Below are 26,374 nucleotides of genomic sequence, written 5' to 3'. Positions count from 1 at the left end.
CGAGGTAAAATTTGGATATGAAAAATTTTAAAAGAATTTTAAAAATTACCGCCTTTAGTTATAAGCGGCACGAGTAAAATTTTAATTACCTATCCGACTGGTTCTCGAAATACTCAAACGCATCGATTATGTCAAGATAAACGCCGTCAAAGCCCGCGTCCAAGATCTTTTTTTGATACGAGCCGTCGTTGCCCGTAATTATTTTTTGCCAATCCGCATCCCAGTATTTAACGACGTAATTTCCTTTCCAGTGCGGATTTTCCTCTGCAAGCCAGGCGGGCTTCCCCGTTTTCCAGCCGCCATTCCAATAATACCGGTAATCCTCCGCCTCCCCTATGCTCATATAGCAGATCACAAGCCGCTTTCCGCCGTTGCGTTTTGTTTTGAGCTCCCGTATTTCGGACGCAGTGTAGGCTTTTTCGAAGTGAAACAGATCCATTATTATGATATCGTAATCCGTATTTTTGAGCGCATCGATGAACTGCCGTTTTGTAGAAAATTTTTCGCTATTGATCAGATACAAAAAGTTTTCGGCGTCTGCAACCGTGTTTATATCTTTGCCGTTTGCGTTGTGCGGAATGTTTGGATACTTCGGAACGGCGGTCAGAGCTCGTTTATCCGCAGCAAAAGAAAGAAAGTCGTTTTCTTTGCTGCGCCGATACGAGGCGTCTACATCGCTCGCGGCGGAACAATAGTCTGTAACTAGCACCCGCACGCCGTTTTGCGCGTAGAGGCGGCAGAGTCTAAGCGCATATTCGCTTACGTCGGCGGAAGTGGGCTCATCGTCATCTGAGTATCCGTAAAAGAGCGACTCGGCGCCCACGGCCGAGACCTCGCGTAGGTAGCCCTGCTGCAGCTCGCCGCTAGCTGAGCCGTCCTCGGTAATGAGCTCAAGCCCGTTTTGCGGGATGACGATGAAATTTTTATCAAATTTCTTGCCGTATTGCGAGATAGCGATGACGAAGCGGCGCATCTCCTCGCGGTAGTCTATCGCGGATTTTGCTTCGCCTGCACGTTTTTCATTCGTGCTATTTTCAATCGCCGCGGCACAAAGGCATAAGACGAAAATCGCGGCCAGTGCGGATAAAATTTTACGCATAGCTCCTCTGTTTTTAAAATTTAGCGGTTAATTTCATATCCTTTTGCGAAGCGACAAAGCTCGTATCACAAAAACAAACCCCAAAAGCTCGCGCTGAAAATAAGCCGCTTTAAACCGTGCTCGCATCGGCAATGTCTCGCATCTTCGACAATCCTCTTCCGAGCGGTTCGCTTCTTGCATGAGCGATTGAGCGATAGCGTCGCCCTCAAACGACGATCAAGCCGCCCGCTTTAAAGCACTCGGCAGGCGCTCGTAGCGCGGCTTCATTCGATGACATTTGAATCTTTAAGTACGACGAGATGTTTTTTGCCGCCGAAACTTAGCACCACGGCGGTGTTTTCCTCATCGATGCTGCCGACGAAATCCACCTCGACGTCGCTAGACGGCAGGGCAGGCGCGCCTAAAATTTCATCTTGTAAAACCTTTTTAAACGTCAAAGTTCCCGCCTCTTTAGCGCCCAATTTCTCCTTTAGCTCGCTTGAAAATCCCTGCATTTCGGCTTTTTTGACGCTCGTATCGGCGGCGCCATTTTGATCCGTATCGCGCGAAATTTCATCGCCGAAAGCGCCGCTCTCATCGCTCAAAGTCTCGCGCTCGGAGCTTGGCTCCTTAAAATTTAGATCCTCGTCTTTGACGTCAAAGCTATCCTGAGAAATTTCATCAGAGCTCCTATCCGAAGGCTCGCTTTTAAATTTAGAGCTTTCCTCTTTGATCTCGGTTTGTGAAATTTCGTCGTAAAAATCATCATAGGCGCTCTTGGAGCTCTCGCCTGCAAATTTAGCGCCATTTTCCTCGTCCCAAAGATCTATGTCGTTAGAATTTTTAGAGTTCTCCGCTCCGCTAGGTTCCGAGGCCTGCTCTGCGTCGTCGTCGAAAACCCTCCACGTCTCATCGATACTTTTATGCGATTTGCGCGCTAGGACCTTGCGCACGAAAACGACCGCCGCGACGATGAAAAGGATCGCGACAAGCAGCGGCATGATCCAGCCCAGGCTGCTGCTTTTGCTGCTCGCCGCCTCGCCCCCCTCGCTTTTGACGCTCATTCTACTCTGATCGAAAGCGGGGTTTTTTACGCGCAAAACGAGTTTTAAATTTCCGTCTTGGGTAAGAGCGTCAACCAAAAGATTGGCTCCCGTTGGGAAGTTGATCTCGATATCCTTGCCCTTGGGCGCGATCGTAAAACTTTTGAGCACCTTTTGATTGGTGCGCATTTCGTTAAATTTCTCATCGCCGCCGAGCCCCTTTAAAATAAGGCTCATCGACTGCCCATCGACGCTGCGCACGATGTCGGGCTTGTATGCGGAGTCAAACGCCAAGACGATATCCACGCTATCGTCGTGGTTGAAAAGATCATATTGCATCAGATTGGCGCCGAGGCAAAAATTTGCGATTAAAATCAAAAATATCTTTTTCATACTCTTTCCGTTAATTAAAAAGTTCGGCGATCTTGTCTTGCAGCTCGTGCCCACCGTAGTTCGCGCATAAATTTACGATCGCAGTGCCGATGATAGCGCCGTCTGCGTATTCTTTAGTAGCGCGAACATCGCTAGAGTTGCGGATACCAAAGCCGATCGCTACGGGCAGATCGCTCATTTTTTTAAGATCTGCGACCATATTTTTAAGGCGCGAGATCGGAGTTTGCTTGCTTCCGGTCACGCCGATAGCGCCCACGCCGTAGATGAAGCCTCGTGCGCGGCCCAAAACTCGCGCGGCGCGGTGCTCGCTCGTAACGCTAATAAGCGGGATGAGCGCGATACCGAACTCCTCGCAAAGCGCGAAAATTTCTTCGTTTTCTTCATACGGCAGATCGGGGATTATTAGCCCGCTGATGCCGTAGCGCGCCGCCTGCGCTACAAACTCGCGCGCGCCGTAGGCAAAGATCACGTTGTAATAGACCAAAAACACGAGCGGCTTGCGCGTCTGCACCTCTTTTAAAATTTCAAATACCTTCTCCGCGTTTACGCCGTTTTGCACCGCGGAAAAGCTCGCCTTAAAAATTTCCGGGCCGTCTGCGAGCGGGTCGGAATACGGGATGCCGATCTCAAGCAGATCGATCGCGCTTTCGTCTAAATTTGACAAAAACTCCTTCGTATGCGCTGGGCTCGGATATCCCGCCACGATGTAGCCGATGTTCGCCTTTTTGCCCGCAAAGGCCGCTTTGATCTTATCCATAAATCGTTCCTTTTTTGTAATTCATCACGGTATCCATATCCTTATCGCCCCTGCCGCTTACGTTTACGACGATCGTTTTTTTGCCCTTTAGCTGCGGACAGAGCTTTTCTAAATACGCTAACGCGTGCGCGCTTTCGATCGCAGGGATGATGCCTTCGAGCCTGCAGAGCAGTTTAAGCACCGTGATGCACTCATCGTCGGTTACCGCTTCGTATTTTGCGCGACTTATCTCGTGCAGATGCGCGTGCTCCGGACCTACGCCGGGATAATCAAGCCCCGCCGAGATGCTGTGAACAGGCTCGATCATGCCGAATTTATCCTGCAGTACGATCGTTTTCATACCATGGATGATGCCCGCGCGCCCATTAGTGATAGTCGCCGCGTGATAAGGGGTTTGTGCGCCCAAGCCGCCCGCTTCGACGCCGATGAGTTGCACGGACGGATCATCCACGAACGCGCTAAAAATTCCTATCGCATTGCTTCCGCCGCCCACGCAGGCTAGGACGTAATCGGCTTTAATCCCCTTGCTCGCAAGTTGCGATCTGGTCTCGGCGCCGATGACGCTTTGAAAATCCCTAACCATCTTCGGATACGGATGCGGCCCGACCGCCGAGCCGATGACGTAAAATACGCTCTCAATCTCGTTCACCCACGCCTGAATCGCCGCGGTGGTCGCCTCTTTGAGCGTTTTTAAACCGGTGCCGATTTTGATTAAATTTGCGCCCAAAAGCTGCATCCTAAAGGCGTTGAGCTGCTGGCGCGCGGCATCGGTCTCGCCCATATACACGTCGCACTCAAGCCCAAATAGCGCCGCTGCCGTCGCCGTCGCCACGCCGTGCTGACCTGCGCCGGTTTCTGCGATGATCTTTTTTTTGCCCATCTTTTTAGCGAGTAGTGCCTGCGCAAGGGCATTGTTGATTTTATGAGCGCCCGTATGGTTGAGATCCTCGCGCTTTAGATAAATTTCATGCCCGTAGTGCTCGCTAAGGCGCGCGGCGTGATATAGCGGCGTCGGACGCCCCGCGTATTCGCGCAGCAAGTAACCCAGCTCGTCTTTAAATTCCTTCGTCTGCGCTATGGTGTTGTACGCATCCTCCAGCTCCTCGAGCGCAAACATCGCTGTTTCGGGCACGAATTGCCCGCCGAAACTCCCGAAATACGCCTTTTTATTCATCCTATCTCCTCGCATTAAATCGTAGGATTATATAAAATTTCGCGTTAAATTTCGCTTTTTTGACGGCGCCTTTTGCGGCGCTGTTCTAAATTTATCGGATATATGGCCGCAAAAAACACGCGGCGCAAGATAGTAAATTTTAAAATTTACACTTTAAATTGCGGCTAATATTTTGCTTGATGAGTAGCCTTGGCTTCGTAAATTTGAATAATTTACACCTGTTATTTTTGAATTTGCTTGGCATATTATGGAAAATACAAACACTATAGCGAAAAATAAATTTGTAAATTTATTTGCTTTCATTGCTAATATCGCTCTTTTTAGGATTACCGATAGGGCAAATTATATTGTCAGTATCTGCAATCCTTAATTTTTTCCATTCTTCAAAGCTATTAACTCTAATCAAATTATGTGGGATTTTTGATGGTTCATCAATAATTTTGAGGCACTCGCTCGTTTCTCTTTTAAAATACTGCATAATAAGGTGGTTATCGTTATTTTCCAAAGCTTTTTTTATACATTTTGCTTTTAACTCAACATAATCACTATTACTTAGAGAATTTTTTGAAAAAAGCCCTATTGGGGCGCACTCACTAATTATTTCCATATAAATCATACGAAAAACAAAAAACGAAATAATCAGCAAAAATGGTAATAGGATAATATTTTTGTATCGTTTTAAAAATTTCATCTTATTGCCTTATTTAGAATTTTCATATTTTGTGGATAAAAACCTTAATCTTTGTGTTTTACTGCCGCTTATGCCTATACCTGCCCCTATAGAGCTTGATTTGCTATCGTAATTATAGCTATCTCTTAAGCTATGAAGGCTTAGATCATGTCCTACCTTTAAAGCTAAAGCGTTATCCGCTCTAAGGTTAGCCCCTTTTATTAAAGCATCGTTACTAGCTAAGGCATATATATTATGTCCTGCATAAACTTTAGCGTTATTGTGGCTAAGGCTTTCCTCTTTCATATTGCTTTTAGAGTAATCAAGCCCTGCGCTTCCTCCTCCGCCTCCATACATGGTAGCGGATACTCTTCCGCTTACGGTTTTAGAACTTTGCTTAGCTTCATAGCTATCTTGCGAAGCTTCCATAAATAGATTATGGGTGTTTAGGTATATATCGTTACTGGCATATAAATTTGAGCCTTTGATATTTATAGCGGTATCTTTATTGCTATCAGTTAAAATTTTAATATTCTTGCCGCTAAGATTAGAGGCTACGGATCTACTTGATTTGGAACTATCTTTGGAAGTGGTTCCACTAAGCTCTGCGGAGGCTCCGACGCTAAAGCCCCAGGTAACCCAGCTAGAGGATGCGGCAGATCCTTGGGAGATGAGGGCGGCGGTTAAAAGAACAAGGGGAAAGAAAGAAAGCTGTCTTGTAAATTTCATCGCTTCTGCTCTTTCAATCGCCTATTAAAAATTCATTTTCCACGCCATCTTTATTCCTATACAAATTAATAATATATCCCATCTACGCATACATCAGCATTTAGTTCGGCACACATTTTTAGCATTTCTTTACTAAAGTCGATAGAATATACATCGTCCTTCTCCGCCGCGTCTATCATTATATCGATGTTAACGTTTAAATTTAATGCCGATATCCTCTTTTTAATATCGCCAAAGTTTGCTTTTAAAATTTCATACAGATCTTTTAACGCATCGTCCGTGTATACGTGCTCTTTCTTGGCGGTATAACATAGCCATCTACAACTATTTCTAACCTTACCGCGCCTTTCATCTATATCGCCGATTTTATATTTTTTTATATAACTAATTTTATATTCATTGGTCTTCTTGTCTAGGATCAAGTCCGAAAAATCAAAGTTATATTTATCCGACGATGCATAAAAAGCAACATACATAGTAGTCATTTATGCTCCTCATAAATTTATATAGTTTATTGGGCTTATATAATTCGCCCGTCGCGTTTATACTTTAAAGATACATACTATTATTTCTTTGAATTAATCATCATGCCCCTTATAGTTTTCTCCATATCATCATCATTGAGTATTCTCAATCCTTCATTAAGTATTTTTGTTTGATTATCATCTAATGTTTGTAGCTCATCCGATATGTGCGGGAAGCGTCTTAATGCATTTCTTATGTGCATTTTTGAGTAGCTTGATGCATGGTCTATGCATATTATAAATTTTTCTAATTTCATACTATGAATATTCTCGATTGAGCAAGGCAAATTCTGCTGATATAAGATATACCATCTTATTAATAGTATTGGAATTGAGCCCAATACTATCACATAGAGACATCGTCTCAATTTAGTAATATTTTGCTTTTGTATTCTTTTCATTTCACTTCTCCTTATCTCCTATAACTACAGTATCATCTCTATTCTCTGGACCGTTACCGTACGGATGATAGTAATACGATCCCCTAAACCCTTTAACTTTGACGGATTTGCCCGTATTGGTTTTAATAACATCGTGCAACTCCTCAGCAAAAGATTTACCTGAAGATGTAATAGGTCTTGCAGAATAACATACACCTAGTTAAATCTCTTCTACATTTCCGGATTGCCAAGTTTTATCATTGATAATATCTCCATATACTTCATCGGCTGTTTTACTAATAACGGTACTACGGCTTCCAATAATATTTTTTGATCCATCGCTAGTAACTGCTCCACCATGTGCTATTATAAATAAAGTTCTTCCGCGACTAACAAATTCTACTAATTCTCCTTGTGCCTGCGCAATAGATACCCATGAACCATCTTCATCCCGAAGCATATAATTTATAACATCATCACTCTTCCTCTGATCCAGTGAGTAAAAGTATCTGGTATCGGCTACGACGGCTTTGTCGTTAGGATTTACTTTGGGCGAATAGTCGTTAAGGCTTCTACCGTTTAATCTTAAAACCTTTTCCGACATACTTAGCATGCCTAGGGCATAGTTGGTAGCGAATTGATTTTGCGCGGGATCTTTAGGTATGAAAGTACCTCGTTTATTATCGCTGCGATGAATAAGCTCGTGTCTCAAAGATGTCATAAATTCTTTCGCATTGCTAATGTGCTTCGTATTGATATATATGGAATTCGGATCGTCGGAGTTAAATTTTCCTCCGCTTCCTCTATTTAAATTAGCAAATTTAACCTTTACCCCCCATTTGATTTGCTATATCCTGTGCGGCTCGTTGCTTTTTAAATATATCGGCGCTAGGATCGTTTAGTACGTCAAGATTTGCCGCAAGCGACATACTGTCTTTATCGTATCCGCTAGCAAAGCCTCCGATATAGTCAAATATTTTAGAGACTTTTGCATTCTCGGTAGTGGCTATTAAATTTATCGCTTCGTCTATCGCACTCCCCCTATTAAGCTCATCCTTTATCTTATTCCTTCCCCCTTCGCTAAACAACCTCATATCTACGCTTGCATCAACGTTAGAGCTTAGCTTAGTAGAGTATAGCTCTTTATTTAGCTTGGAACTGTCTCTGTTTAATCTCGTAAGATCGTCTGAGTTATATAGAGCCTTATTGTTGGGATCAGATTGTAAAGAAGCAAGCTCATCTTTACTTAAAGAGCTTATATCTTTATCTCCTACTATAAGCTCTCCTTTTCCTATAGTAGCTAAGCTTTTACTTATAGAGTAGGATAGGTTTCTATTATTAGAGTAGTTAATCGATGAAATTTTAGACTTAGGATCAGTATTGCTCTCTTTAGATTGAGCGTTTTGGCTATTCTTAGCTTGGCTACCGTTCTCTTTGCTTTCTCCTCCCTGTTGCGGATCCTTAAAAGCATAATTGGTTCCTATGCTTAAAGAATTTGATTTGTCGTATCTGGTGTTGCTTAAATTTGAAAAAGTTAGGGTATCTGTTTTTAATCTAAGCTTGCCGTTATCTATGAAATTTCCGCTCTCATCATAGTAGCCTGCAGCTATTAGTGAACCTTTTAGATCGGTATTAGCTCCTACATCTATATTTAACTCTTTAGCGATTATGCTAGATAGCACGGTCTGTTTTACCATAGTGCTTGATTTGGATCTGGAGTAGTTAGCGTTTATGCTTGAAAGCTTTGAGCCCTTGTAGCTTACGAGGTTATTTGCTTTTAATAAGCTCGCAGCTATTATATTGACACAAAATAGGGCTACTATTAATTTCAAGCACTTATTCATATTTATTTTCATCAAAATTATAAAATTGAATATTCTCAAAATTTTCTAATTCAAGATATGCTTCGCTTGCAACATTATAAATCTCTAGCCTACTTACATAATCGTTATTGTAGAGTAAGAAGTTGGTTTCATATTCTCCTTTTGTGAATACCATAATATCTATTACTGTAGTGTTCATCGGGAAATTTTCTAACGATAGCTTTTCCGTACCTTTAGGCTCTTTAAATTTTATTAGCATATAACCTACTTCCTTTATTACGCTATCGATCTTTATAAGTCTGAGATGAGATATTAACTCATCTCTGCCTTTAAATTTATATCGAAGCATTATGTTAAGCCATCTTTCTACGTTAGGCGGTAAACTCTTGTTTATAAAAAATTGATCATTTTTCTGTTTGTTCATTTGGCTCCTGTAGGATGGTATATGGACAAATAGTCGGGCAGTATGCAAAGTCATCTCCGTTTCTGGCGCGATAATTAGTGATGTATCGAACCGCTAGTTCGAATGCATCGTCACCGTCATCTCCCTCTTTAATGCTCCAGCTATCGTATGTGATAATGGGCTTATTACCGCTTAGGCGATATACCTCTCCTCCGACGATAACCATATCTTTGCTTTTTGCGATTTTAAGCACCTCCATTACATCGTCGAATCTCCAAGCGATATCATAAAATCCGAGCTCCTCTCTTAGGCGTATACCGCGCTCCAGCAGATCCTGCGGCACGATATTTACGTAATCTTCATCTATAAATGACATAATACCTTCTTCAACTAACATAATCTCTCCTTTATTTCACGTTGGGTCTAAAAATCTGTGACTAACGGTTTTGGTGCCGTTTGAGACCTATTTTTCGGAAAAATTATATCAAAACGAATATAAAAGGAAGGAAAATAATCAAAATCCAAGGCGGGTGCCCGCGCGTAGGAGTTAAAAGAGAGTAAAAAGGATCGCTTTTAGAATTTCTTGCCGCAATGCATTAAAATTTGCGGCGTATCGGGAGTAAGGCGCCCGCTCTTTGCGCACGAACATTGCGCACAGCGCTTAATAACCCAAAGCCTCTGAAAGCTCCAGAAATTTAGGACACTCCTTAATGTTTTCAAAGTCGCCGAAGAAAATTTGCTTTCCTTTTTCGAGCAGCAAAACCTTGTCCGCAACTCTTCTTGCGCTCATCAGATCGTGAGTTATAAATATGATATTTATGCTTTTATTAAGCGTCAAAAGCATATCTAAAAGCCTCTCTTTCGCCTCAAAATCAAGCCCGCTCGTTATCTCATCGAGGATTAGGAGTTTTGGGTTTGAGAGCATAGCTGTTAGCATTCCCGCTCGCTCGGCCTCGCCGCCGCTGATTTGATGCGGGAGCTTAGCTAGAATTTCCGCGGGCAAATTTAGCGTTTTTAAAAGCGAGTTCACAAGCTCATCGTCAAAATTTAGTTTAAGATAATTCTTTATGTTTTTAATCTGAGTTTTGATTTTAAGAGCCGGATTTAGACATAGTTTTTGATTTTGCATCACGAGGCGGATCCGGCTTCTGCATCGTAAAACCTCGTTTTGGTTTAAATTTGATAGATTTTTGCCCTCAAAAAATATCTCGCCTCCGCTCTGTTTTATAACTAGAGCTAAAATTTTAGCCAGAGTGCTTTTGCCGCTTCCGCTTGTTCCTAAAATGGATAAATTCTCGCCGCTTTCGAGATTAAAGCCAATGCCGTTTAGCACCTCCAAGCAGATCTGCTTATGCCCGAAATGCTCTCTAAATTCAAAATTTTTCGATATGTTTTTAACCTCTAATATCATTGAAATTTTCCGTTTTTAAGGTTTAAAATTCTACTCGTCAGATGCGAAATAAGCCCGAGCTCATGCGTGATAAATATAATGCCGATCTCGCGCTTGAGAGAATTTAGCATATTTATAATATTTCTTTTATTCAGAGTATCGAGCGAGCTTGTTATCTCATCGCATATTAAAATTTTAGGCTTCAGGCAAAGCGCCAAAACTATCTGAACTCTGCTCGCCTCCCCGCCGCTTAGCTCATAAGAAAATTTATGCCAAAGCGTGTTCGCGTCGTCAAAGCCGAATTTTGCAAAATATTCAAAAGCCGTTTTTTTAATAAGGCCTATTTCCATAGTTTTTTTAAGATAGAGATTGAAATGATCGCCCACGTTTAGCATGGGATGAAAGGAGCCGTGGCTGTTTTGAAAGATCAGAGCGCAGACATTTCGCCTATGCTCTCTAAGCTCGTCTTGATTAAGAGCCAAAATATCTCTGCCGCAAATTTTAAATTTATCGGCACTAAGGCTAAAATCGTCATCAAAAAGCCTTATCATCGCCTTTGCAAACATCGACTTTCCGCAGCCGCTATTTCCGGTGATCGCGACGCATTCGTTTTGAGCGAGGGTGAAATCAAGATTTGATAAAATCGGCCTATTTTTAAAATTTAGATTTAAATTTTCTATCTCGATCATATTTTTATACCCTTGCCGTTTGAACTCGTGCTTAAAATCGCAAAAGAGAGTATGAGTAAAAATAGCACAACTCCCGGGAAAAGCACGACCCACCAAGAGCCCATAAATAGCGCTTGCGTGCTTTCGTTGAGCATAAGCCCGAGACTGATCGCGGACAGGTCGCTTCCTACTCCGAAAAAGCTAAGCGTCGCTTCCATGGCGATTGCGTGCGCGGCGTTGATACCGAAAAGGGTAAAAAGCAGAGCCTTTAAATTTGGAAGCGCTTCAAAAAATATAAGTTTAAAATGCGTCGCTCCGTTTATTTTAGCTTGAGCTATAAAATCGCTTTTAAGCATCGTTTTAAGAGCGCCCAAAATAACCTTTGCGCTTTGCATCCATGAGCAAAGCCCGATTATAAGGATAATCGTAAGTAGCCTGCCGCCGGAAATCGATGAAAAAATCATAATAAATATAATGCTGGGCAGGGACAAAAACGCATCTATCAGCCTGTCGAAAAGCTCTTTTATAAAATTTGAATTAAGCGTTGCGATGTAGGCGTAAAAAGAGGCTATGAGGGTGGTTATGAAACTTGCTCCAACCCCTACGATAAGCGATGTTCTAAGAGCATAAAATACGCGACTTAGAAGGTCTCTGCCCATAAAATCCGTTCCGAAAATATGAGTTTGGTTCGGGGCTAAATTTACGTTTTGAAAATCGCTAAAATTTGGATCAAACGGCGCAAAAAACGGAGCAAAAACCGCCAAAATAACAAAAAATACAAAAACCGCTAAGAAAAATTTATAAATTTTCATAAATTCCTCTTATCGAGCATGATCGCGATGATCTGCGCTACTAAATTTGACAATATAACAAAAACGGCGCTAAGCAGCACCACGCTAATAACCACTGGATAGTCTTTTGAAACGACCGAGCTTATCGCAAGCTCGCCGATGCCCGGGTATGAAAATACGCTCTCGACTACGTAGGATCCTGCAAAAATACCTCCCATTAGAGTTCCAAGATACTGCACTATAACGGGCAGCGCGTCCTGAAAGGCAAGAAGATAAATTCTGCTTTTTTCAAGCCCTCTTGCGTAAGACGCTTGGATAAAATCCTTGCTTAGGCTTTCTAAAAAGGTGTCCTTGATAAATTTAATATTAAGCCCAAGATGTGGCAAAACTACGCTTAAAAGCGGCAAAAATAGGTGTTTGAGCGAAATCCCGCTTTGGCTGATCTCATTTACTCCCGAGCTGGGAAAAAGTCCTAAAATCAGGCTAAAAACAAGAATAAAAGCAAGCCCAACCCAAAAATGCGGCAAACAGGCAAGCAGAAAAGTTGTGACATTTATAAAAATATCTATAAATTTATTCTTATAAATAGCGCAAATAAAGCCCAGGATAAGCGAAAACAGACTTATGAAAAAAAACGATGCAAGCGACAGGGCGATAGTATTGGGAAGCCTTTTTGCGATAATCTCGGAAATGCTTTCGCCGCTTATCAAAGATAGCCCGAAATCTCCCTGCAAAAATGCAAAGATCCACGAGAAGTATTGTAAAAATACATTTTTATCCAGGCCCAAATTTATCTCGATCTGTCTTTTTACGCTCTCACTCACCGCCTCCGGGCGCGCAAACATAGCGTCCGTAACGCTTCCGGGCAGGATAAAAATCAGCAAAAAAACGATCAAAGATAGAAAAAAGAGCAGCGCCAAACTCGACGCGACTCTTTTAAAGATTAAATTTTTCAACTATTTAACTTGCTTTTGCCATTCGTGTATATTCCACAAAAATCCGGCGCCGTGATGCCCCAAATTTCTTGTTTTTATGCCCGAAATTTCGTTGTTATAAACAAGCGGAAAATCAAGATAAGCCATAAAAACAAAAGGAGGATTATCGTGGATCGCTTTTAGAAATTCTTTGTAGAATTTCTTTCTCTCGTCCATATTTTGAGTGCTTCTTGCGCTTTTTAGAGCCTTATCGACGGCTTCGTCGCTATAATGGCTGTAGTTCCAGCCATTTTCATTTTTATCTACGTCGGCAAAGCCTCCAAAAATTCTATACGTATGAAAATCAGGGTCAAAAGGGCTGCCCCAGCCGATCACAAAACTTTGCACTTTAGAAATTTCAAAAGCGGTTTTAGGCTTGCCGTATGCTTTGGCGTCGATTCCAAATTTTACCAGCTCGCTACTAAGAGCCTTTGCTAGCGATACTCTAAACGGATCGGTGTTAAAAGCTAAAATTTCAAAACCGAGGGTTTTGCCGCCTTTTTCATAAAAGCCTTTTTTGTTTTTACTCCAGCCGCTCTGCTTTAAAAGCTCATCCGCCTTTTTCGGATCGTATGCGAACATAAGCTCTTTATCGTCGCTGTTTGCCCAGCTCGTTTGGATCGGGTTGTGCGCCTCAAAACCGTATCCGTGAAGCAAAACATTGACGAAGCTTAACTTATCTACGGCGTAATTTATCGCTTTTCTTATATTTTTATCTTTGAAAAGCTCGTCGTTCATATTAAACATCAACGCCCTGTAATCGGCGCTCGCAAAACGAAGAACTTTGAGAGTTTTGCTTTTTTCTACCGATTTTACGCCGCTTGGATCGATTAGTGCAGCATCGATTTCGCCGCTTTTTAGCTGAAGCAGTCTGATATTCGCATCGGCTAGGACTTTTAGGAAGATATTTTTGGTTTTCGGAGCGCCTTTATAAAATTTATCGTTGGCGACGAATTTTATATACTCTCCCTTTTTCCACTCGGTAACCTTATAGGCCCCAGTTCCTACCGGCTTGTTGTTAAACTCGTCGCTGTTGATGTCTTTGCCCTCTAAGATATGCTTCGGCAGCATACCGAAACTAAGCGTATCCAAAAACGGAGGAAACGGCTCGCTTAGCGTGATCTTTACGCTATTTGGGCTCGTTACTTCAACGCTTTTTACCATCTCATAGTTTGATATTGCAGGAGCGTTTAGCTTCCCGTCTTTTGCCGCCTCGATCGTAAATTTAACATCTTCCGGGCCAAATTTTACCCCATCATGCCACAAAACATCCTCTCTAAGCACGAATTCATAAACTTTGCCGTCCTCGCTAACCTTCCACGAGGTCGCAAGCTCCGGGACTAAATTTGAGTTTTCATCGTGGTTCGTAAGACCGGAAAACACAAGCGAAAGCGTCGGATCGTGATCCTCGTCATAAAGCGGGTTTATGCGCGGGGTCTCGGCCTCGATCCCCACGATAATCGTATCTTGCGGGATTTTAGCTCCAAAAGCGGTGCTTAAAAAAAGCAAACCCAAGATTAAAATTTTAAAAAAATTCTTCATCATCGTTCCTTGAAAAAATTTGTGGTATTGTAATACAAAAATTATAAAAGTATTATTATAAAAGCAAAAGCACAAAGAATGAAATCAATTTATTTTGATTTGAGATAAGTTAAAACTTTCAAAGTAGTTTTGCTCAAAGAGAGCGCAAGCACAAAAACTATGATTTTACAGATTGAGCATAGTTTGCTTTATTTGACGGATTTTCAGGGACTTTGTTTTTAGTTATTATTTACCGTGTTCTCAAAAAAATTATTCTCTTCCCAAAAGTAGCATTCTAACATTTTTAAAATTCCATTTTCCAAAAGAACCATTGCTCCTCCAATGTTTTCATCAGAAAGCATTAAATTTACATTGCCGACAAAACCGTTGTTTTTGCTTTTTTCTAATATTTTTTTACACTCGAAATGGCAATAATATCCGGCTGTCGAAACCTCTCTTTTTGTAATTTCTGAATTTTCAAACTGCTCATAAAGCGCATAATCGTTTAAATCATCACTTATTAGCTTAATAATTTCAGCTTCGATATTTGCAATATCCGTAAAATCATCAAGGGATAAATATTGCCCTTTTGGATTGCTGACGGCTTTTATGTATTGCTTTGATTTTATTTCAAGATTTCGTATATCTTTGTCTTATAGGGTTTGTTTTGCTACATTTGCCATTTTATCGACCTTTACGTGAAACTTACCTAATAGGTTTTAACTAAACCAATAACTAACTGAATTATTCGAAAATAAGTATAACACAAAAAGAAACAAAAAAAATCAAAAATTACTAAAAGCCCTAAATATCGGCATTTAAAGTGAAGTAAAAAGAATCTAAAAGAAGTGATTGAAACCTAAAAATAGCTTAAATGGTGGAGTTAAGCGGGATCGAACCGCCGACCTCTTGAATGCCATTCAAGCGCTCTCCCAGCTGAGCTATAACCCCAATAAAGATTTTGTAATTTTACATTATTTTACTTACAAAATTTTTAAATTCCGGCGCTACGCCAAAATTTTCTCCGCAAAGGCCGCTATAAAATGAAATTTTAAGCTTGCATTGGGTAATATTTCATTTCTTTGCGCGGGAATAGCTCAGTGGTAGAGCGCAACCTTGCCATGGTTGATGTCGCGAGTTCGACTCTCGTTTCCCGCTCCATTTTACATTCTGTTTTTGTATTAAACGTGCCCGGATGGCGGAATCGGTAGACGCAAGGGACTTAAAATCCCTCGGAATTTTTTCCGTGCCGGTTCAAGTCCGGCTCCGGGCACCACCTAATAAGCCGGCGTGGCGACATAGCCAAGTGGTAAGGCATGAGCCTGCAAAGCTTTGATCCCCGGTTCGAATCCGGGTGTCGCCTCCAGATCCTAAAAAGGAGTTATTATGAGATACATACTAGCGGCTCTTTTGGCATTGATGGTTTTTAGCGGGTGCTCTAATACTTGGCACGGCGTAAAAGAGGATTCGCACAATGCGGCTCAATGGACCAAAGAAAAGGTTCACAACGGCGCCGAGTGGGTCGGAGAAAAAACCGAATAAATTTTACGCGCAGGTTTTGATCTGCGCGAACTTTCGGCGGGGTCTACCCGCCCTTAATCGGGAGATGGCTGAGCGGTCGAAAGCGGCGGTCTTGAAAACCGTTGAGGTGAAAGCCTCCTGGGGTTCGAATCCCTATCTCCCGGCCATTTTAATCTAATCCGAAATTCCATTTTAACTTCAAAATTTCACATTTTATCTATACTAATTTTCATTTAATGCTCTTTAGGCTAAAATTTTATTTCGTAGCAGGCGGCGTAGGCGGCAGCTCGTGCGCGCACCAAGATGGAGTGCCAAAATGTTATACGGCGGTAGGAGTCAAAATATGCCGAGGAGCTTTTAGTCGGTTCGTGTTAAACTCGAGTGCATTGTAGCTGTATTTTGGATGAAACATCGGAAGTTTTTTGATCAATCCGTGCTAAAACAGCGCGCAGTAAGAGCAAAGGCGATGCTAAATTTAGATGCTCGTCCGTCTGGATATAAAAGCGGTCGTGAAAGCTAGCCTCGGAATTTAACTATGGAATTTCAAAGCCTAGTAGTCCGCCGCGCTCGGCGTAAAATTTTAAAATTTACCGGCCTGCGCTTTTAAATTTAGCCGGAGTCCAAGTAAATTTCAAAATTTATCTTGCGCGAGCGCGCCGCCGTACTACCGTGCCGCCGCGCAGATAAAGATCAAATGCGCCTGCGTACCTCTGAGCGATAAAATGAACGAGGGAAGCCGCGTAGTGCAAGCCTAGAACCGATGCGCTCGCGAAACAGAGCAGAACTACGCAGCGAGCAGGCGGGTTAAAAGTGGGCGTACCTAAGAGATATCGCGAGCTAACGGGTCTAAGCGAGCAAACCCAAAAAAATGGCGTAGGCGGGCAGATTGATAAGCCGAAAGAGAAGAGCCTGCCGAAAGGCTGCGAGCGAATTTTACTAGAAAATAAAGGGCTTAAATGCGAAAAATTTTACTATTTTTGCTGCTTTGTGCAGGGGCTTTTGCGCTTGAGTGGAACGAAGCCGTCCTGCGAGGATCGCTGCCAAACGGGCTTAGATACTATATTTTAGAAAATTCCGTGCCTAAAAATTCCGCCGTTTTTTATCTCATCGTGGATGCGGGCTCAATCGATGAGGGCTCTAATGAGCGCGGGCTTGCGCATTTCATAGAGCATATGTCCTTTAACGGAAGCCGCGATTTTAGTAAAAACGAGCTTATCAAAAAGCTACAGAGCCTGGGCGTGAAATTCGGCGCCGACGTAAATGCGCAGACGGGCTACGACAGCACGATTTACACGCTTAACATCGCCGTTAGCGAAGAAAATTTAAAGGACGTTTTTAAAATTTTTGCTTCGATTGCGGACGGAGTGGAGTTTAATCCGCTCGAGCTCGTAAAAGAAAGAGGCGTCATAATCGAGGAGGCGCGTAGTCGCGATACGCCGATCGCAAGGCTTTACGAGCGGATGGATGAGGAGCTTTACGGCGGCAGCGCGTATTTTGATCGCGCGCCGATCGGCGATATGGCGGTCGTAAAATCCGTAAGCGCGCAGCGAATCAAGGAGCTTTATCAAAAAATTTACCAGCCCAGATCTATGAAATTTATAGCCGTGGGCGATTTCAAAAGGGATAAAATTTTAAAACTGCTAAAGCAAAATTTTTCGCCTCTTAAAAATACAAACTCCTACGCCCGCCCGGATATGGCCATTTCGTCTAGGCAGGGTTTGAAAATTTACAATTACGATACGAACGAAACATCGCTAAATTCCGTCAAAATTTCGTTTTGGGAGGAATTTGCGCCCCCAAGCAGCGAGGCGAATGCAAGAAAAATTTTAAAAAGCGAGCTCATCTCAAGCCTCATCTCTACGATTTATGAGCGAGCGAAGGCTAGCGAAGGCGCGCTATTGCGCGTTAATTTTTCCAGGTCGAATTTGCAGTTTCAAAAAACGATCTATAACTTCGACGTCGCCGTTTTGGGCGGAGATTTTGACGGCGCGATCTCGCAGGCGCTCGGGCTGATCAAAGGCTTGCGAGATAGCGGCTTTGATGAGCGCGATTTCGCCCTTGCAAAGGATGCTTTGATTAGCTCGCGACAGAGCGCCTTCGAGCGCAGAAAAAGCGCAAATTCTGCGTTTTTTGCAAGAGAGATTCTTCACGCCGTAAAATCAGGAGCCATCCTGCCTAGCGCCGCAAAACAGCGTGATTTGGAAATAAAGCTGTTGCGCGAGATCAGCCTAGAGGAGCTAAATTTAGAATTTAGGCGCTTGACGGATCTGGGCGAGGTGCACGCAAGCGTCTTTAGCGGCTCCGGATATAATCTTAATGAGGCTAAATTTAAAAAGCTGCAAAGCGGTGCTAAGGCGATAAATACGCATGCCGCGTATAAAAAGCTACCGGATAGTTTGGTTTCTAAAAACCTGCCTGAGGGGAAAATTTTAAGCAAAAGCTTTGAGCCGCGATTTAAATTTTATACCTACCTGCTTGAAAATAACGCGACCGTGATCTTAAAGCCGCTTAAGACGCGCAAGGATTTCATCTCTTTCGCTGCGGTAAGCAGAGGCGGAATGTCCAATCTGGCGCACCCCGGGCTCGGCAGTTTTGCAGCGATGCTTGCAAACGAAAGCGGCGCCGGGGAGTTTAATAATTATGAAATTTCGCAAATTTTAAGCGGGCGGCAGGTAAATTACCGCAAAAATATCTCCGCATTCTCGCACGGATTTTACGGAAACTGCGGCTCGCAGGATCTCAAATGGCTGCTGGAAGCGATAAACTTGGAGCTTAGCTCTCCGCGCACGGACGAGAAGGCGCTGCAAAATTTAAAGATAAAATCGCTCGACGAGCTTGCGCGGAACGAGAAGCTGCCCGGGTATAAATTTAGCAGGGAATTTAGCGAGTTTTTCTACGGCGGCAATGCGCGAATGCGCCCTCTAAGCGCCGCGCAGATCAAAGCGCTTAACGCGGAGGAGCTAAAAAAGATCGTCTATGATAAATTTAGCAACGCCGCGTCCTACACTTTCGTGCTTAGCGGCGATTTTGAGTTAAAAGACGCCGAAGCCCTCATAAAAAAGTATCTGGCAAACCTGCCTGCTCGTGGCGAACGCGAGGATTTTAAAGACGACGGAATTCGCAGCTTAAGCGGACGGCACGTTTTTATGCGCAACTATCAAAACTCCCCTAGAAGCGACGTCGCGCTTACCGCGATAAACAGATCCGCTCCGCACTCGCTTGAAAACGCAATTAAAATTTCAGCCCTATCTTCGGTACTTCAGGAGGCCCTTAGAGAGCGCATCAGAGAGGATGAAGGGCGCACTTACGGTTTTTCGGTCGCTTCGAGCCTAAGCCGCATCCCGTACGAGCACTCGAGCCTTCATATTTCGTTTTCCTGCGCGCCGCAAAATACGGATCAAATTTTATCCGCAATCAGAGAAATTTTTGCAGAGATCGCAGGCGGCCGATCGGACGTAGCGCGGCATCTTGAAAATTTTAAAAAATCTCAGATTATCACGGCTCGCACCGCTCGCGAAAGCCCCGAGTTTTGGAACGACGTGCTCGTAAAATACGCGCTTTGGAATGAGGATATCGCCGATTTTAAGACCTTTGAAACGATCGTAAATTCCATCTCGCCGAAGGATATCGCGGAGGCAGCGCAGACCTATATTTTTGATACCGATGAAACCGTGAGGATAAATGCGCCGAAATTTTAGTAGGCTAGGCGCATCTAAATTTGCTCGTTAAATTTACTAGACGTGTTTAAATTTAACGGCGCTTGCACGGCAAATTTCGGCTTCGTAAATTTTGCGGCTTAAAAACGAACTCAAGAATAAAGCTCAATTAAATCTATCTGTGCCGTGCATATATTTTAGATAAATTTTATTTTGGAATAGATTTATCTCGCCGATATATCGCTATTTTGTTACATTTTTTCTATTGATTGCATAAGTCGTATAATTGTTATCACTTTAATTGAAATTTAAAATATTATTGGCTAAATTTCCTCAGTCTTAATTTTTATTTTCAAAAAAGGAGAAAAGATGATTGTCGGTTTTTGGGCCTGTAAGCCATATAAAAGCGGCGCAGGCCGCAATTATTCCGCTTCCGTAAAAGGCGAGAAATCCACTCAAAATCGCTGCGGGGGGGGGCTTGCACGCTCCTTAATAGTCGCGGCGTGCCTTTGCAGTCTAAGTATCGCGCAGGATTCGTCTGAAAATAACGCAACCAGAAGCGCTTCTACCAAAGAAAACCCAGGCGCGCAGAGCTCCGCTGCGGCGATAAATAGTTATAAATTTCCCGAAATAGTCGTCGTCGGCAACATCGACTCGAGCCTTACGAGCGTCGGCGATAGCTACGGCGGTACGCAAAAGATAAGCAGGACGATGATCGAGTCGATGCCTAGCGGCAACGGCGACTTCGTGCAGCTTTTGCGCACCAATCCAAACGTGCAATTTAGTTCCACGAACCGCCAAAGCACGACGCTGGGCGAGATCAGCCCCGCAAACATAAGCATCAACGGCGCGAAGTATTGGCAAAACAACTTTATGCTTGACGGCGTGAATATGAATAACGATCTCGATCCCGCTAGAAACCCCGGCGGCAACCCTACGCGCTTTTCGGCGTTTGATACGATGAATTCCGTCTCGCAAGGTATGGCGATCGATAGCGATTTTTTACGAAGCGTAGAGGTGCACGATAGCGGCGTCTCGGCAAAATACGGCGGATTTACCGGCGGCGTAGTGGAGGCTAAGACGCGAGATCCGCGCGCAGGCTTTCACGGCAAGTTTTCGATGCAGCACACCGAGGATAGCTGGACTAGATACCATATCTACGGCGATGAGCAAAACTTTGAAAACTCCGCTACGCCTCTAAATCAGCCGAGATTCGATAAGTGGATCACGAGATTAAATTTAGAGGGCACCGTTACCGAGGATCTGGGCTTGATGTTCGGCTACACCAACACTAGAAGTAAAATTCCGCTCAAGGCCTACGACAGAAGATACAACGCCGATACGACCATCACCGAGCGAGTTCAGAGGCGAAATATAGACAACTACTTCCTAAAGGCGCTCTGGTATGCGACCGACCGCCTAACTATCACGCCTAGCGTAACCTACGCGCCCGAGCGAAATAAGATGTTTAACGACCACATCAAAGACTCATACGCCGATATGAAATCAGGCGGTTTAAATTTAGCGCTTAAAACCGACTACGATGGCGATTTCGCTAGGTTTAATCAAATTTTATCTTACAGCAAGCTCGAGAGCTCTCGCGATGCGGAGAATGAATATTACAGGGCTTGGCAATACTCAAACGTAAAGAATTGGGGCGGTAAATTTTTATCTGCTGCGGCGATAGAGGGCGGCTTTGGGGATCTCGATCAGACGCAAAAGAGCTTTTCATACAACGCAGATCTAGAGTTTAACGAATTTGATCTTGGCGGCAGCAAGCATAGATTTATCACGGGCTTTGAGTTTAAAAAGCAAGAGGCTAAATTTAACGTAAAAAAGGAGTTTATGACCGCCAGCGGAATAGCACCGCTACCTGCGGGCGTAAATGCTTGCGATCCGGATGACGAGCTCTGCTCTATAGACGATTCTTTTGCGAGGTTCGGTAGAAGCGGTCAGTTTTTTACGCAAAAAAGCTATTACAAGGGCAATACCAAGGTGGATATGAAGAGCTTGGCTGTTTATCTGGAGGATGAGATAAAAATCAATGATCTTACCTTGCGACCGGGCGTAAGATTAAGTAGGGACGATTATATGAAACAAACGACTGTAGCGCCGAGATTTAATAGCTACTACGATATTTTTGGCGACGGCGATTCGATTCTTAGCTTCGGTGCAAACCGCTACTACGGGCGCAATCTCTTTACCTACAAATTAAGAGAGGGTCGAGAGGGTCTCGCCACTACCTACACGCGCCCACGCAATGCCTATACGCAAAACTGGACACAGTTGCCCAAAGATCCATCTCTAACTAAATTTAACGAGCTAAGGGTGCCTTATGAGGATGAGCTGGTATTCGGGGCAAAGCAAAAACTTGGGAATTTCGAGTTTTTCGGCAAATACGTAAGCCGCAAGGGCAGGGATCAGATCATCAAATCTACGCGAAGAGATCTAGGCCTGGCACCGGATCCGAACTACCAAAACAACTATCAAACCTTCACCAACGACGGCAGAAGCGAGAATAAAATTTTAACCTTCGGCGTTAAAACGATCGATGATTACGAGGCTTTCGGCACGCTAAACGGCTTCGAGCTGGGCTTTGAGCATATCAGGATGAAGACCAATAACACTATCTACGATGAGAAGCTTGATAGAGAAACGCTTGAAGATGAAAAGATCGTCGAATACGACGGTAGGCTAATGAGGCTATCGGAGCTCCCGGCGCAGGACTATGCGAGACCTTGGACGGCGAGCCTAAACATCATCACGAAAATCCCAAGCTACGGTATCAGCGTAAATAACTTCCTATCGTTTAAAGGCTCGCAAGAAGCGATCGCCCGCACGGGCAAGACGCCTGCGGGCAAGTATCCTGCCAGATACGACAAATACGAAAAGGTCAATCTCGGCAAAAGCTACAGCTGGGATGCGCGCATCGGATACGCTAAGAAGATGGCGGGCGAGGTGGAATTTTTTACGAATTTAGACATCTACAATGTCCTAAATAAGCGCAACAAAGCAAGGCTTAGCAGCGACACCTCGCTCGATCTAGTCTATGAGGCGGGCAGGCAGTTTTGGCTGGAAGCGGGCATTCGGTGGTAGCGTAAGCTAAATTTGCGGAGCTTTTAAAATTTCGCGGCTCCGCAAAATTTCGTGAAATTTTTTGAAATTTACGGCATTTCGCGAAATTTCAAATTTCACGCCGCGCTCCTTAAAATTCCGCATCGCGCGCTGTAAAATTTTAGCGTGCGCATCGTATGATTTAACATATGTGCCGCAAAATTTTAATGCACGCGAAATTATAAAATTTACGCCCAAATTTAAGTTGCAACCAATTTAAGGAGCCGAAACGGCTTTTTAAATTTTAACGCCGATATCGCTTAATAGGCTCTTTCATTGAAATATCACGAACTGCTTTTGAAATTTTGACGGGCTGATCTGCCGCTCTTTCAGCATGTAGCGGCAAACCCTTTCAAAGTCCTTCCCGCTCATCATAAAACTGATAAATTCGCCCTTGCCGTCATAGATGATCAAAGTATCGATCGCACGAAAGCTAAATTTCCCCTCCGTGATCTTTGAAAAAATCAGTTTGGCGATGAAAAACGGCAAAACCAATGCCGTCAGGCTCATAATAAAAATTATAAATCCCCTAAGGCTTTGTAAAAATCCGGCAAACGCGACGGCTATCACGATGAACGAAAACACAATACCTGCGGAATTTCTAGCGGGCACGATATGTCCGAATAGCGGCGTGGCGGTGAGCTTTATGAGCGATATTTCATCAAATTTTATAGATTTCGTGATTTTACCCTTGTTTACGTAGTTGATACTCCTATTAGTCAAATGAACAAAGCGCGTATGGACGCTGTTTAGATACGATATGACGGCGAATGCTACGAAAACAAACGGCGTATAGTATGGGAAAATATCCCCTATATATAGAAACACCAGTGCCGCCAAAGGGGCGAAGATCAGATTATAAATAAAGAATACCACGATGTTGTAGTCTTTGACGATGAGGGGTTTATTGTCAAATTGCGGTAGGTTTTGGCGCTCGGCGCCATTTTGTTCAGGCTGCTGTGACCTCTGCGGCTCGTCGTTAAAATTTTTCATTAAATTTTTTGCTCTCGTTTTAAAATTTTATCGCGAACAGCTCGAGTATTTTGTAGCGCTAAATTTGTCGTTCGCGCCGCACACTTTAGCGACGCTATCCCAAGTAGGCGCGCTTGCATCCTTTCAAAATTTTATTTCGTTAAAATTTGTCCGCGCCGCGTATCGGTACCGCGTACGCTTACCGTGTCGCCGCACAAAATCTTGCAATCTCACAGCTCGAAATCAAAGCAGTAAAAATCATCCGCTTCGCTCCAGAGCTCTTTTAACGAGAGCCCGTCTATTTGCGGCGCGGCGTAGAGTTCCCGCAGCGTGGCGAAATACCGCTCGCCGCTTGCATTTGCGCCCGCCTCATCCGCGCATCTTTGAAATGAGCAGCGATCGGCGTAGGCGATGATCATATACTCTGCGCCGCGCAGACGAAAGCTAAGCTCGGGCTCGCCGCCCTCAAGGACGCATTTTAACAGCATCCGCTCTATGGTTTCAAATGAGTATTTCGACATTTCGCTCCGATCTTAAAATTTTATCGCCGCCGCGACGCTTACTGTGCCGCCGCATATCGCGAGCGGTTTTACTCCGCCAAAAACCCGAAGCGCTCGATCATATCCAAAAGCATATCGGCTCTGCAAATTTCATCGTCCAGCAGATCGTCGTATTGATCTCGCAGTCGCTCGGCGTCTTGCGCCACGGGCTCTAAATACTTTCTAGCCTGCGCGGGTTCGCCCTTCATTACGTAGTATTCGCCCAAGATCACGCGAGCTCGCGTCTTGCTAACCTCGTCGCCTTCGCCCTCAAGTGCCGCTTTTAGGCTCTGCACGCCGCTCTCTTCAAGCCCCCGCGAGATCTGCGTTACCTTCTGTAAAGCTTCGCATCCATTTTCGCTCCTTAGCTAAATTTCATTTGAAATAATAGAACAAATTTCCGCCGTACTCAAGATCCACGGACTCCTTGCTGTCAAAAAACAGCTTAAATTCCATGTGGCTCAGATATTTGGCGTCCTGCGCTTTCTCTATAAAATTTCTTATCAGCCGTTCTATCTTTCCGCCCCCTTCGCGGCGCGCCGCGTCCTGCCTCGTGAAATAAAAAACTACGGGCGCGTCGGACACCGCCGCGATATACCAAATTTTAAGCGGCGCTAAAAGCTCGCTTCGGTTTCGCAGCAGCTCCTCTACGGCGCCTTGGATCAGATCGGTGCGGATCTGCGACTCGAAGGACTCGACCGAGATATAAAAATTCCTTAGCTCGTTTAGCTTCGCGTAAAGCGGCGTGCGGGCGAGGTAGCGCTCGATGCACTTTTTATCGGTGATTTTTGCGGCGTCTTTATCGAAGCGAAGCACGATCTTAAGCCACGCCGAGTTCTTGCCCGCGCCGTAAAACGCGCTGATAGGACGAACCTTAAATTTAGCACTTATAAACTCCAGTAAGCCGCTGATATTTTCGCTGTTTTCGGCTCTATTTTCTATGATCTCTTTACAACGCCTGCTTTGATACGGGCTTAGATCGCAAAACATTTCGTACTTCTAAGCTTAAAGCTCAAATTTACTCCGCGCTATAAGCCTCGAGCATATCGAAGGTCGGAGCGAAAAAGAGCGCGCCCGTCTTTGCGGTGCTGAAATCCAGTAGGCGGTCGTAGTTGCCTCGCGGGCGGCCGATAAACATACTCTCAAGCATTAGCTCTAGCGTGCTGAAGGTGCTTGCGTAGGCGATGAAGTAGGTCCCCGTCTCGCCGCCCTGCATAAACGGCATATTGCCGCGCACGACCTTTTTATCGTCGCCGACGTTGGCGGCGGCGGAGTGTGAGTTGCTGGGCTTTATCTCCTCGCTCATTTCGATATCGTTTTGCTTGGATCTGCCGATAACGCGCTCCTGCTCGGCGATGCCCGCGGCGTTCCACGCGCTCATATCGTGGATATATTTTTGCACGAAAAGATAGCTGCCGCCCTTGTATGCGGCATCCTCGTCGCCTACCTTGGCAAAAAAGTCGCGATCTGCGCCCTGGGGGTTTTCGGTGCCGTCCACAAAGCCGATGATAGCGCGCCCGTCGTAGTATTTAAAGCCGCAGATCTCCTCCTCGCACGTCGCAACGTCCTTTAGCACGGCTCTGATCTCGCTTGCCATATCGTAGCAAACGGCTTGATTCCCCGCTCTGATGTGGATATGGATATCACCTCCGGTAGCGGGCGCGGTATGTTTATCGCCCCTAATCTCTTCGAAATTTTTTAGCTCCTTCGGCAAAGGCTTCGGCAAGCCGAGCATTTTCCACGCCTCAAAGCCCACGCCTAGCACGCAGCTTGTTTCGCTAGCCGCGCCGAATCTCGTAACGGCGGTTTTGTTTAAATTTATCACCAGAGCGCAAAGGCCCTCGAAAGCCTTTTTGCAGGCGGTTTTGTCTGCGTTAAAGTGCCAGATCATAAACACGGTGTTGTTGCCGGGCGCGTCGGTTACGTTTTGGGATTTGACATGCGCACAGGCGCAACTTTTTTCTTCACTCATTTTTCTCTCCTTTAAAGTAAAATTTAAAAGGAATTTTAGCGCAATATCGGTAAACGGCGGGCGTAGAGATAGAATTTAGGCGGCTTTCGGGTTTGATTTTCGGCAGAGGAAATTTTATCTTTGATCGTTAAATTTGCGACGGCGATAAATTTAGGCTTTAAATTTATAAAATTTACGCCGAGTGGGAAAGCGAAATTTTGAAATTTTTCGGGGATGAAATTTTAAGATAATGGCAGATGGGAAGGGATTTGAACCCTCGAAAGCTTGCACTTTACACGCGTT

Annotated in this window: 25 protein-coding genes and 5 tRNA genes; 7 read left to right on the top strand and 23 right to left on the bottom strand. The window is 44.2% G+C overall.

Annotated elements, in window-relative coordinates; translation table 11 throughout:
- Window positions 1-85: 85 nt before the first annotated feature.
- The 18 genes from Q0438_RS08040 to Q0438_RS07955 all read right to left on the bottom strand — a co-directional run bounded on the left by Q0438_RS08040 (window position 86) and on the right by Q0438_RS07955 (window position 15,269).
- On the bottom strand, window positions 86-1,099 hold the full coding sequence (locus Q0438_RS08040) for an endo alpha-1,4 polygalactosaminidase (protein ID WP_299189981.1): 1,014 nt from the start codon (window positions 1,097-1,099) through the stop codon (window positions 86-88).
- Window positions 1,100-1,362: 263 nt separating this feature from the next.
- Complete coding sequence (locus Q0438_RS08035; protein WP_299189979.1) at window positions 1,363-2,514, bottom strand: hypothetical protein; 1,152 nt, start codon at window positions 2,512-2,514, stop codon at window positions 1,363-1,365.
- Between the two features lie 10 nt (window positions 2,515-2,524).
- A complete protein-coding gene (gene trpA, locus Q0438_RS08030) occupies window positions 2,525-3,271 on the bottom strand; it encodes a tryptophan synthase subunit alpha (RefSeq protein ID WP_299189977.1) in 747 nt (248 codons plus the stop codon).
- Entirely contained in the window at window positions 3,264-4,445 is a 1,182-nt protein-coding gene (gene trpB, locus Q0438_RS08025; protein ID WP_299189975.1) for a tryptophan synthase subunit beta, read from the bottom strand. Before trpB ends, trpA begins: the two co-directional genes overlap by 8 nt.
- A 289-nt stretch (window positions 4,446-4,734) precedes the next feature.
- Entirely contained in the window at window positions 4,735-5,136 is a 402-nt protein-coding gene (locus Q0438_RS08020) for a hypothetical protein (protein WP_299189974.1), read from the bottom strand.
- Window positions 5,137-5,145: 9 nt separating this feature from the next.
- On the bottom strand, window positions 5,146-5,844 hold the full coding sequence (locus tag Q0438_RS08015) for a hemagglutinin repeat-containing protein (protein ID WP_299189972.1): 699 nt from the start codon (window positions 5,842-5,844) through the stop codon (window positions 5,146-5,148).
- 65 nt (window positions 5,845-5,909) lie between these two features.
- Window positions 5,910-6,329, bottom strand: a complete 420-nt coding sequence (locus Q0438_RS08010; protein WP_299189970.1) for a hypothetical protein — start codon at window positions 6,327-6,329, stop codon at window positions 5,910-5,912.
- 80 nt (window positions 6,330-6,409) lie between these two features.
- On the bottom strand, window positions 6,410-6,769 hold the full coding sequence (locus Q0438_RS08005; protein WP_299189968.1) for a hypothetical protein: 360 nt from the start codon (window positions 6,767-6,769) through the stop codon (window positions 6,410-6,412).
- A 199-nt stretch (window positions 6,770-6,968) separates the two neighbouring features.
- Window positions 6,969-7,352 carry a hypothetical protein gene (locus Q0438_RS08000; protein WP_299189966.1) on the bottom strand — a complete coding sequence of 128 codons (384 nt, stop codon included), beginning with the start codon at window positions 7,350-7,352 and terminating at the stop codon, window positions 6,969-6,971.
- A 217-nt stretch (window positions 7,353-7,569) separates the two neighbouring features.
- Window positions 7,570-8,580, bottom strand: a complete 1,011-nt coding sequence (locus tag Q0438_RS07995; RefSeq protein ID WP_299189964.1) for a hypothetical protein — start codon at window positions 8,578-8,580, stop codon at window positions 7,570-7,572.
- Window positions 8,581-8,584: 4 nt separating this feature from the next.
- Window positions 8,585-8,995, bottom strand: coding sequence for a hypothetical protein (locus tag Q0438_RS07990; protein ID WP_299189963.1), 411 nt, complete (start codon window positions 8,993-8,995; stop codon window positions 8,585-8,587).
- Entirely contained in the window at window positions 8,976-9,371 is a 396-nt protein-coding gene (gene imm40, locus Q0438_RS07985; protein WP_299189962.1) for an Imm40 family immunity protein, read from the bottom strand. The genes Q0438_RS07990 and imm40 overlap by 20 nt, the downstream gene beginning before the upstream one ends.
- A gap of 264 nt (window positions 9,372-9,635) precedes the next feature.
- On the bottom strand, window positions 9,636-10,385 hold the full coding sequence (locus Q0438_RS07980; RefSeq protein ID WP_299189961.1) for an ATP-binding cassette domain-containing protein: 750 nt from the start codon (window positions 10,383-10,385) through the stop codon (window positions 9,636-9,638).
- Entirely contained in the window at window positions 10,382-11,053 is a 672-nt protein-coding gene (locus Q0438_RS07975) for an ATP-binding cassette domain-containing protein (RefSeq protein WP_299189960.1), read from the bottom strand. Before Q0438_RS07975 ends, Q0438_RS07980 begins: the two co-directional genes overlap by 4 nt.
- Complete coding sequence (locus Q0438_RS07970; protein WP_299189959.1) at window positions 11,050-11,844, bottom strand: ABC transporter permease; 795 nt, start codon at window positions 11,842-11,844, stop codon at window positions 11,050-11,052. Before Q0438_RS07970 ends, Q0438_RS07975 begins: the two co-directional genes overlap by 4 nt.
- Entirely contained in the window at window positions 11,841-12,779 is a 939-nt protein-coding gene (locus tag Q0438_RS07965; protein ID WP_299189958.1) for an ABC transporter permease, read from the bottom strand. The genes Q0438_RS07970 and Q0438_RS07965 overlap by 4 nt, the downstream gene beginning before the upstream one ends.
- Complete coding sequence (locus tag Q0438_RS07960) at window positions 12,780-14,339, bottom strand: ABC transporter substrate-binding protein (RefSeq protein WP_299189956.1); 1,560 nt, start codon at window positions 14,337-14,339, stop codon at window positions 12,780-12,782.
- Between the two features lie 854 nt (window positions 14,340-15,193).
- A tRNA-Ala gene (locus Q0438_RS07955) sits at window positions 15,194-15,269 on the bottom strand.
- A gap of 135 nt (window positions 15,270-15,404) precedes the next feature.
- Between Q0438_RS07955 and Q0438_RS07950 the strand changes: the two genes are divergently transcribed.
- The 7 genes from Q0438_RS07950 to Q0438_RS07920 all read left to right on the top strand — a co-directional run bounded on the left by Q0438_RS07950 (window position 15,405) and on the right by Q0438_RS07920 (window position 22,591).
- Window positions 15,405-15,479 (top strand) — tRNA-Gly (locus Q0438_RS07950).
- A gap of 28 nt (window positions 15,480-15,507) precedes the next feature.
- A tRNA-Leu gene (locus Q0438_RS07945) sits at window positions 15,508-15,594 on the top strand.
- Window positions 15,595-15,610: 16 nt separating this feature from the next.
- Window positions 15,611-15,684 (top strand) — tRNA-Cys (locus Q0438_RS07940).
- A 20-nt stretch (window positions 15,685-15,704) separates the two neighbouring features.
- Window positions 15,705-15,860, top strand: a complete 156-nt coding sequence (locus Q0438_RS07935) for a hypothetical protein (protein WP_177387338.1) — start codon at window positions 15,705-15,707, stop codon at window positions 15,858-15,860.
- Window positions 15,861-15,918: 58 nt separating this feature from the next.
- A tRNA-Ser gene (locus tag Q0438_RS07930) sits at window positions 15,919-16,006 on the top strand.
- Window positions 16,007-16,795: 789 nt separating this feature from the next.
- Window positions 16,796-19,537 carry an insulinase family protein gene (locus Q0438_RS07925; protein ID WP_299189955.1) on the top strand — a complete coding sequence of 914 codons (2,742 nt, stop codon included), beginning with the start codon at window positions 16,796-16,798 and terminating at the stop codon, window positions 19,535-19,537.
- Between the two features lie 327 nt (window positions 19,538-19,864).
- The gene (locus Q0438_RS07920; RefSeq protein ID WP_299189954.1) at window positions 19,865-22,591 is read left to right on the top strand and encodes a TonB-dependent siderophore receptor; all 2,727 of its coding nucleotides are present in this window, start codon (window positions 19,865-19,867) and stop codon (window positions 22,589-22,591) included.
- A gap of 291 nt (window positions 22,592-22,882) precedes the next feature.
- On the opposite strand, the gene Q0438_RS07915 is transcribed toward Q0438_RS07920, so the two are convergent.
- From Q0438_RS07915 to Q0438_RS07895, 5 genes are all read right to left on the bottom strand, one after another.
- A complete protein-coding gene (locus tag Q0438_RS07915) occupies window positions 22,883-23,602 on the bottom strand; it encodes a hypothetical protein (protein WP_299189952.1) in 720 nt (239 codons plus the stop codon).
- 209 nt (window positions 23,603-23,811) lie between these two features.
- Window positions 23,812-24,102 (bottom strand): hypothetical protein, encoded by a 291-nt coding sequence (locus tag Q0438_RS07910; protein WP_299189950.1) that lies wholly within the window; start codon window positions 24,100-24,102, stop codon window positions 23,812-23,814.
- Window positions 24,103-24,170: 68 nt separating this feature from the next.
- Window positions 24,171-24,416: a hypothetical protein gene (locus Q0438_RS07905; protein ID WP_299189949.1), complete on the bottom strand. Its 246-nt coding sequence runs from the start codon at window positions 24,414-24,416 to the stop codon at window positions 24,171-24,173.
- Between the two features lie 79 nt (window positions 24,417-24,495).
- On the bottom strand, window positions 24,496-25,110 hold the full coding sequence (locus Q0438_RS07900; protein WP_299189947.1) for a hypothetical protein: 615 nt from the start codon (window positions 25,108-25,110) through the stop codon (window positions 24,496-24,498).
- A 28-nt stretch (window positions 25,111-25,138) separates the two neighbouring features.
- Window positions 25,139-26,092 carry a Dyp-type peroxidase gene (locus tag Q0438_RS07895; RefSeq protein ID WP_299189946.1) on the bottom strand — a complete coding sequence of 318 codons (954 nt, stop codon included), beginning with the start codon at window positions 26,090-26,092 and terminating at the stop codon, window positions 25,139-25,141.
- Window positions 26,093-26,374: the final 282 nt, after the last annotated feature.

Source organism: uncultured Campylobacter sp. (assembly GCF_938030785.1).
Taxonomy (GTDB): domain Bacteria; phylum Campylobacterota; class Campylobacteria; order Campylobacterales; family Campylobacteraceae; genus Campylobacter_B.
This window is presented reverse-complemented; position numbering and strand designations above follow the sequence as displayed.

Coding starts and splice junctions, on each gene's coding strand:
- Q0438_RS07960 (WP_299189956.1), bottom strand. CDS start 14,339: ATGAAGAATTTTTTTAAAATTTTAATCTTGGGTTTGCTTTTTTTAAGC.
- Q0438_RS07895 (WP_299189946.1), bottom strand. CDS start 26,092: ATGAGTGAAGAAAAAAGTTGCGCCTGTGCGCATGTCAAATCCCAAAAC.
- Q0438_RS07915 (WP_299189952.1), bottom strand. CDS start 23,602: ATGAAAAATTTTAACGACGAGCCGCAGAGGTCACAGCAGCCTGAACAA.
- Q0438_RS07910 (WP_299189950.1), bottom strand. CDS start 24,102: ATGTCGAAATACTCATTTGAAACCATAGAGCGGATGCTGTTAAAATGC.
- Q0438_RS08005 (WP_299189968.1), bottom strand. CDS start 6,769: ATGAAAAGAATACAAAAGCAAAATATTACTAAATTGAGACGATGTCTC.
- Q0438_RS07925 (WP_299189955.1), top strand. CDS start 16,796: ATGCGAAAAATTTTACTATTTTTGCTGCTTTGTGCAGGGGCTTTTGCG.
- Q0438_RS07920 (WP_299189954.1), top strand. CDS start 19,865: ATGATTGTCGGTTTTTGGGCCTGTAAGCCATATAAAAGCGGCGCAGGC.
- Q0438_RS08000 (WP_299189966.1), bottom strand. CDS start 7,352: ATGTCGGAAAAGGTTTTAAGATTAAACGGTAGAAGCCTTAACGACTAT.
- Q0438_RS08015 (WP_299189972.1), bottom strand. CDS start 5,844: ATGAAATTTACAAGACAGCTTTCTTTCTTTCCCCTTGTTCTTTTAACC.
- Q0438_RS08010 (WP_299189970.1), bottom strand. CDS start 6,329: ATGACTACTATGTATGTTGCTTTTTATGCATCGTCGGATAAATATAAC.
- imm40 (WP_299189962.1), bottom strand. CDS start 9,371: ATGTTAGTTGAAGAAGGTATTATGTCATTTATAGATGAAGATTACGTA.
- Q0438_RS07900 (WP_299189947.1), bottom strand. CDS start 25,110: ATGTTTTGCGATCTAAGCCCGTATCAAAGCAGGCGTTGTAAAGAGATC.
- Q0438_RS07935 (WP_177387338.1), top strand. CDS start 15,705: ATGAGATACATACTAGCGGCTCTTTTGGCATTGATGGTTTTTAGCGGG.
- Q0438_RS07980 (WP_299189961.1), bottom strand. CDS start 10,385: ATGATATTAGAGGTTAAAAACATATCGAAAAATTTTGAATTTAGAGAG.
- trpB (WP_299189975.1), bottom strand. CDS start 4,445: ATGAATAAAAAGGCGTATTTCGGGAGTTTCGGCGGGCAATTCGTGCCC.
- trpA (WP_299189977.1), bottom strand. CDS start 3,271: ATGGATAAGATCAAAGCGGCCTTTGCGGGCAAAAAGGCGAACATCGGC.
- Q0438_RS08020 (WP_299189974.1), bottom strand. CDS start 5,136: ATGAAATTTTTAAAACGATACAAAAATATTATCCTATTACCATTTTTG.
- Q0438_RS07990 (WP_299189963.1), bottom strand. CDS start 8,995: ATGAACAAACAGAAAAATGATCAATTTTTTATAAACAAGAGTTTACCG.
- Q0438_RS07975 (WP_299189960.1), bottom strand. CDS start 11,053: ATGATCGAGATAGAAAATTTAAATCTAAATTTTAAAAATAGGCCGATT.
- Q0438_RS07970 (WP_299189959.1), bottom strand. CDS start 11,844: ATGAAAATTTATAAATTTTTCTTAGCGGTTTTTGTATTTTTTGTTATT.
- Q0438_RS08040 (WP_299189981.1), bottom strand. CDS start 1,099: ATGCGTAAAATTTTATCCGCACTGGCCGCGATTTTCGTCTTATGCCTT.
- Q0438_RS08035 (WP_299189979.1), bottom strand. CDS start 2,514: ATGAAAAAGATATTTTTGATTTTAATCGCAAATTTTTGCCTCGGCGCC.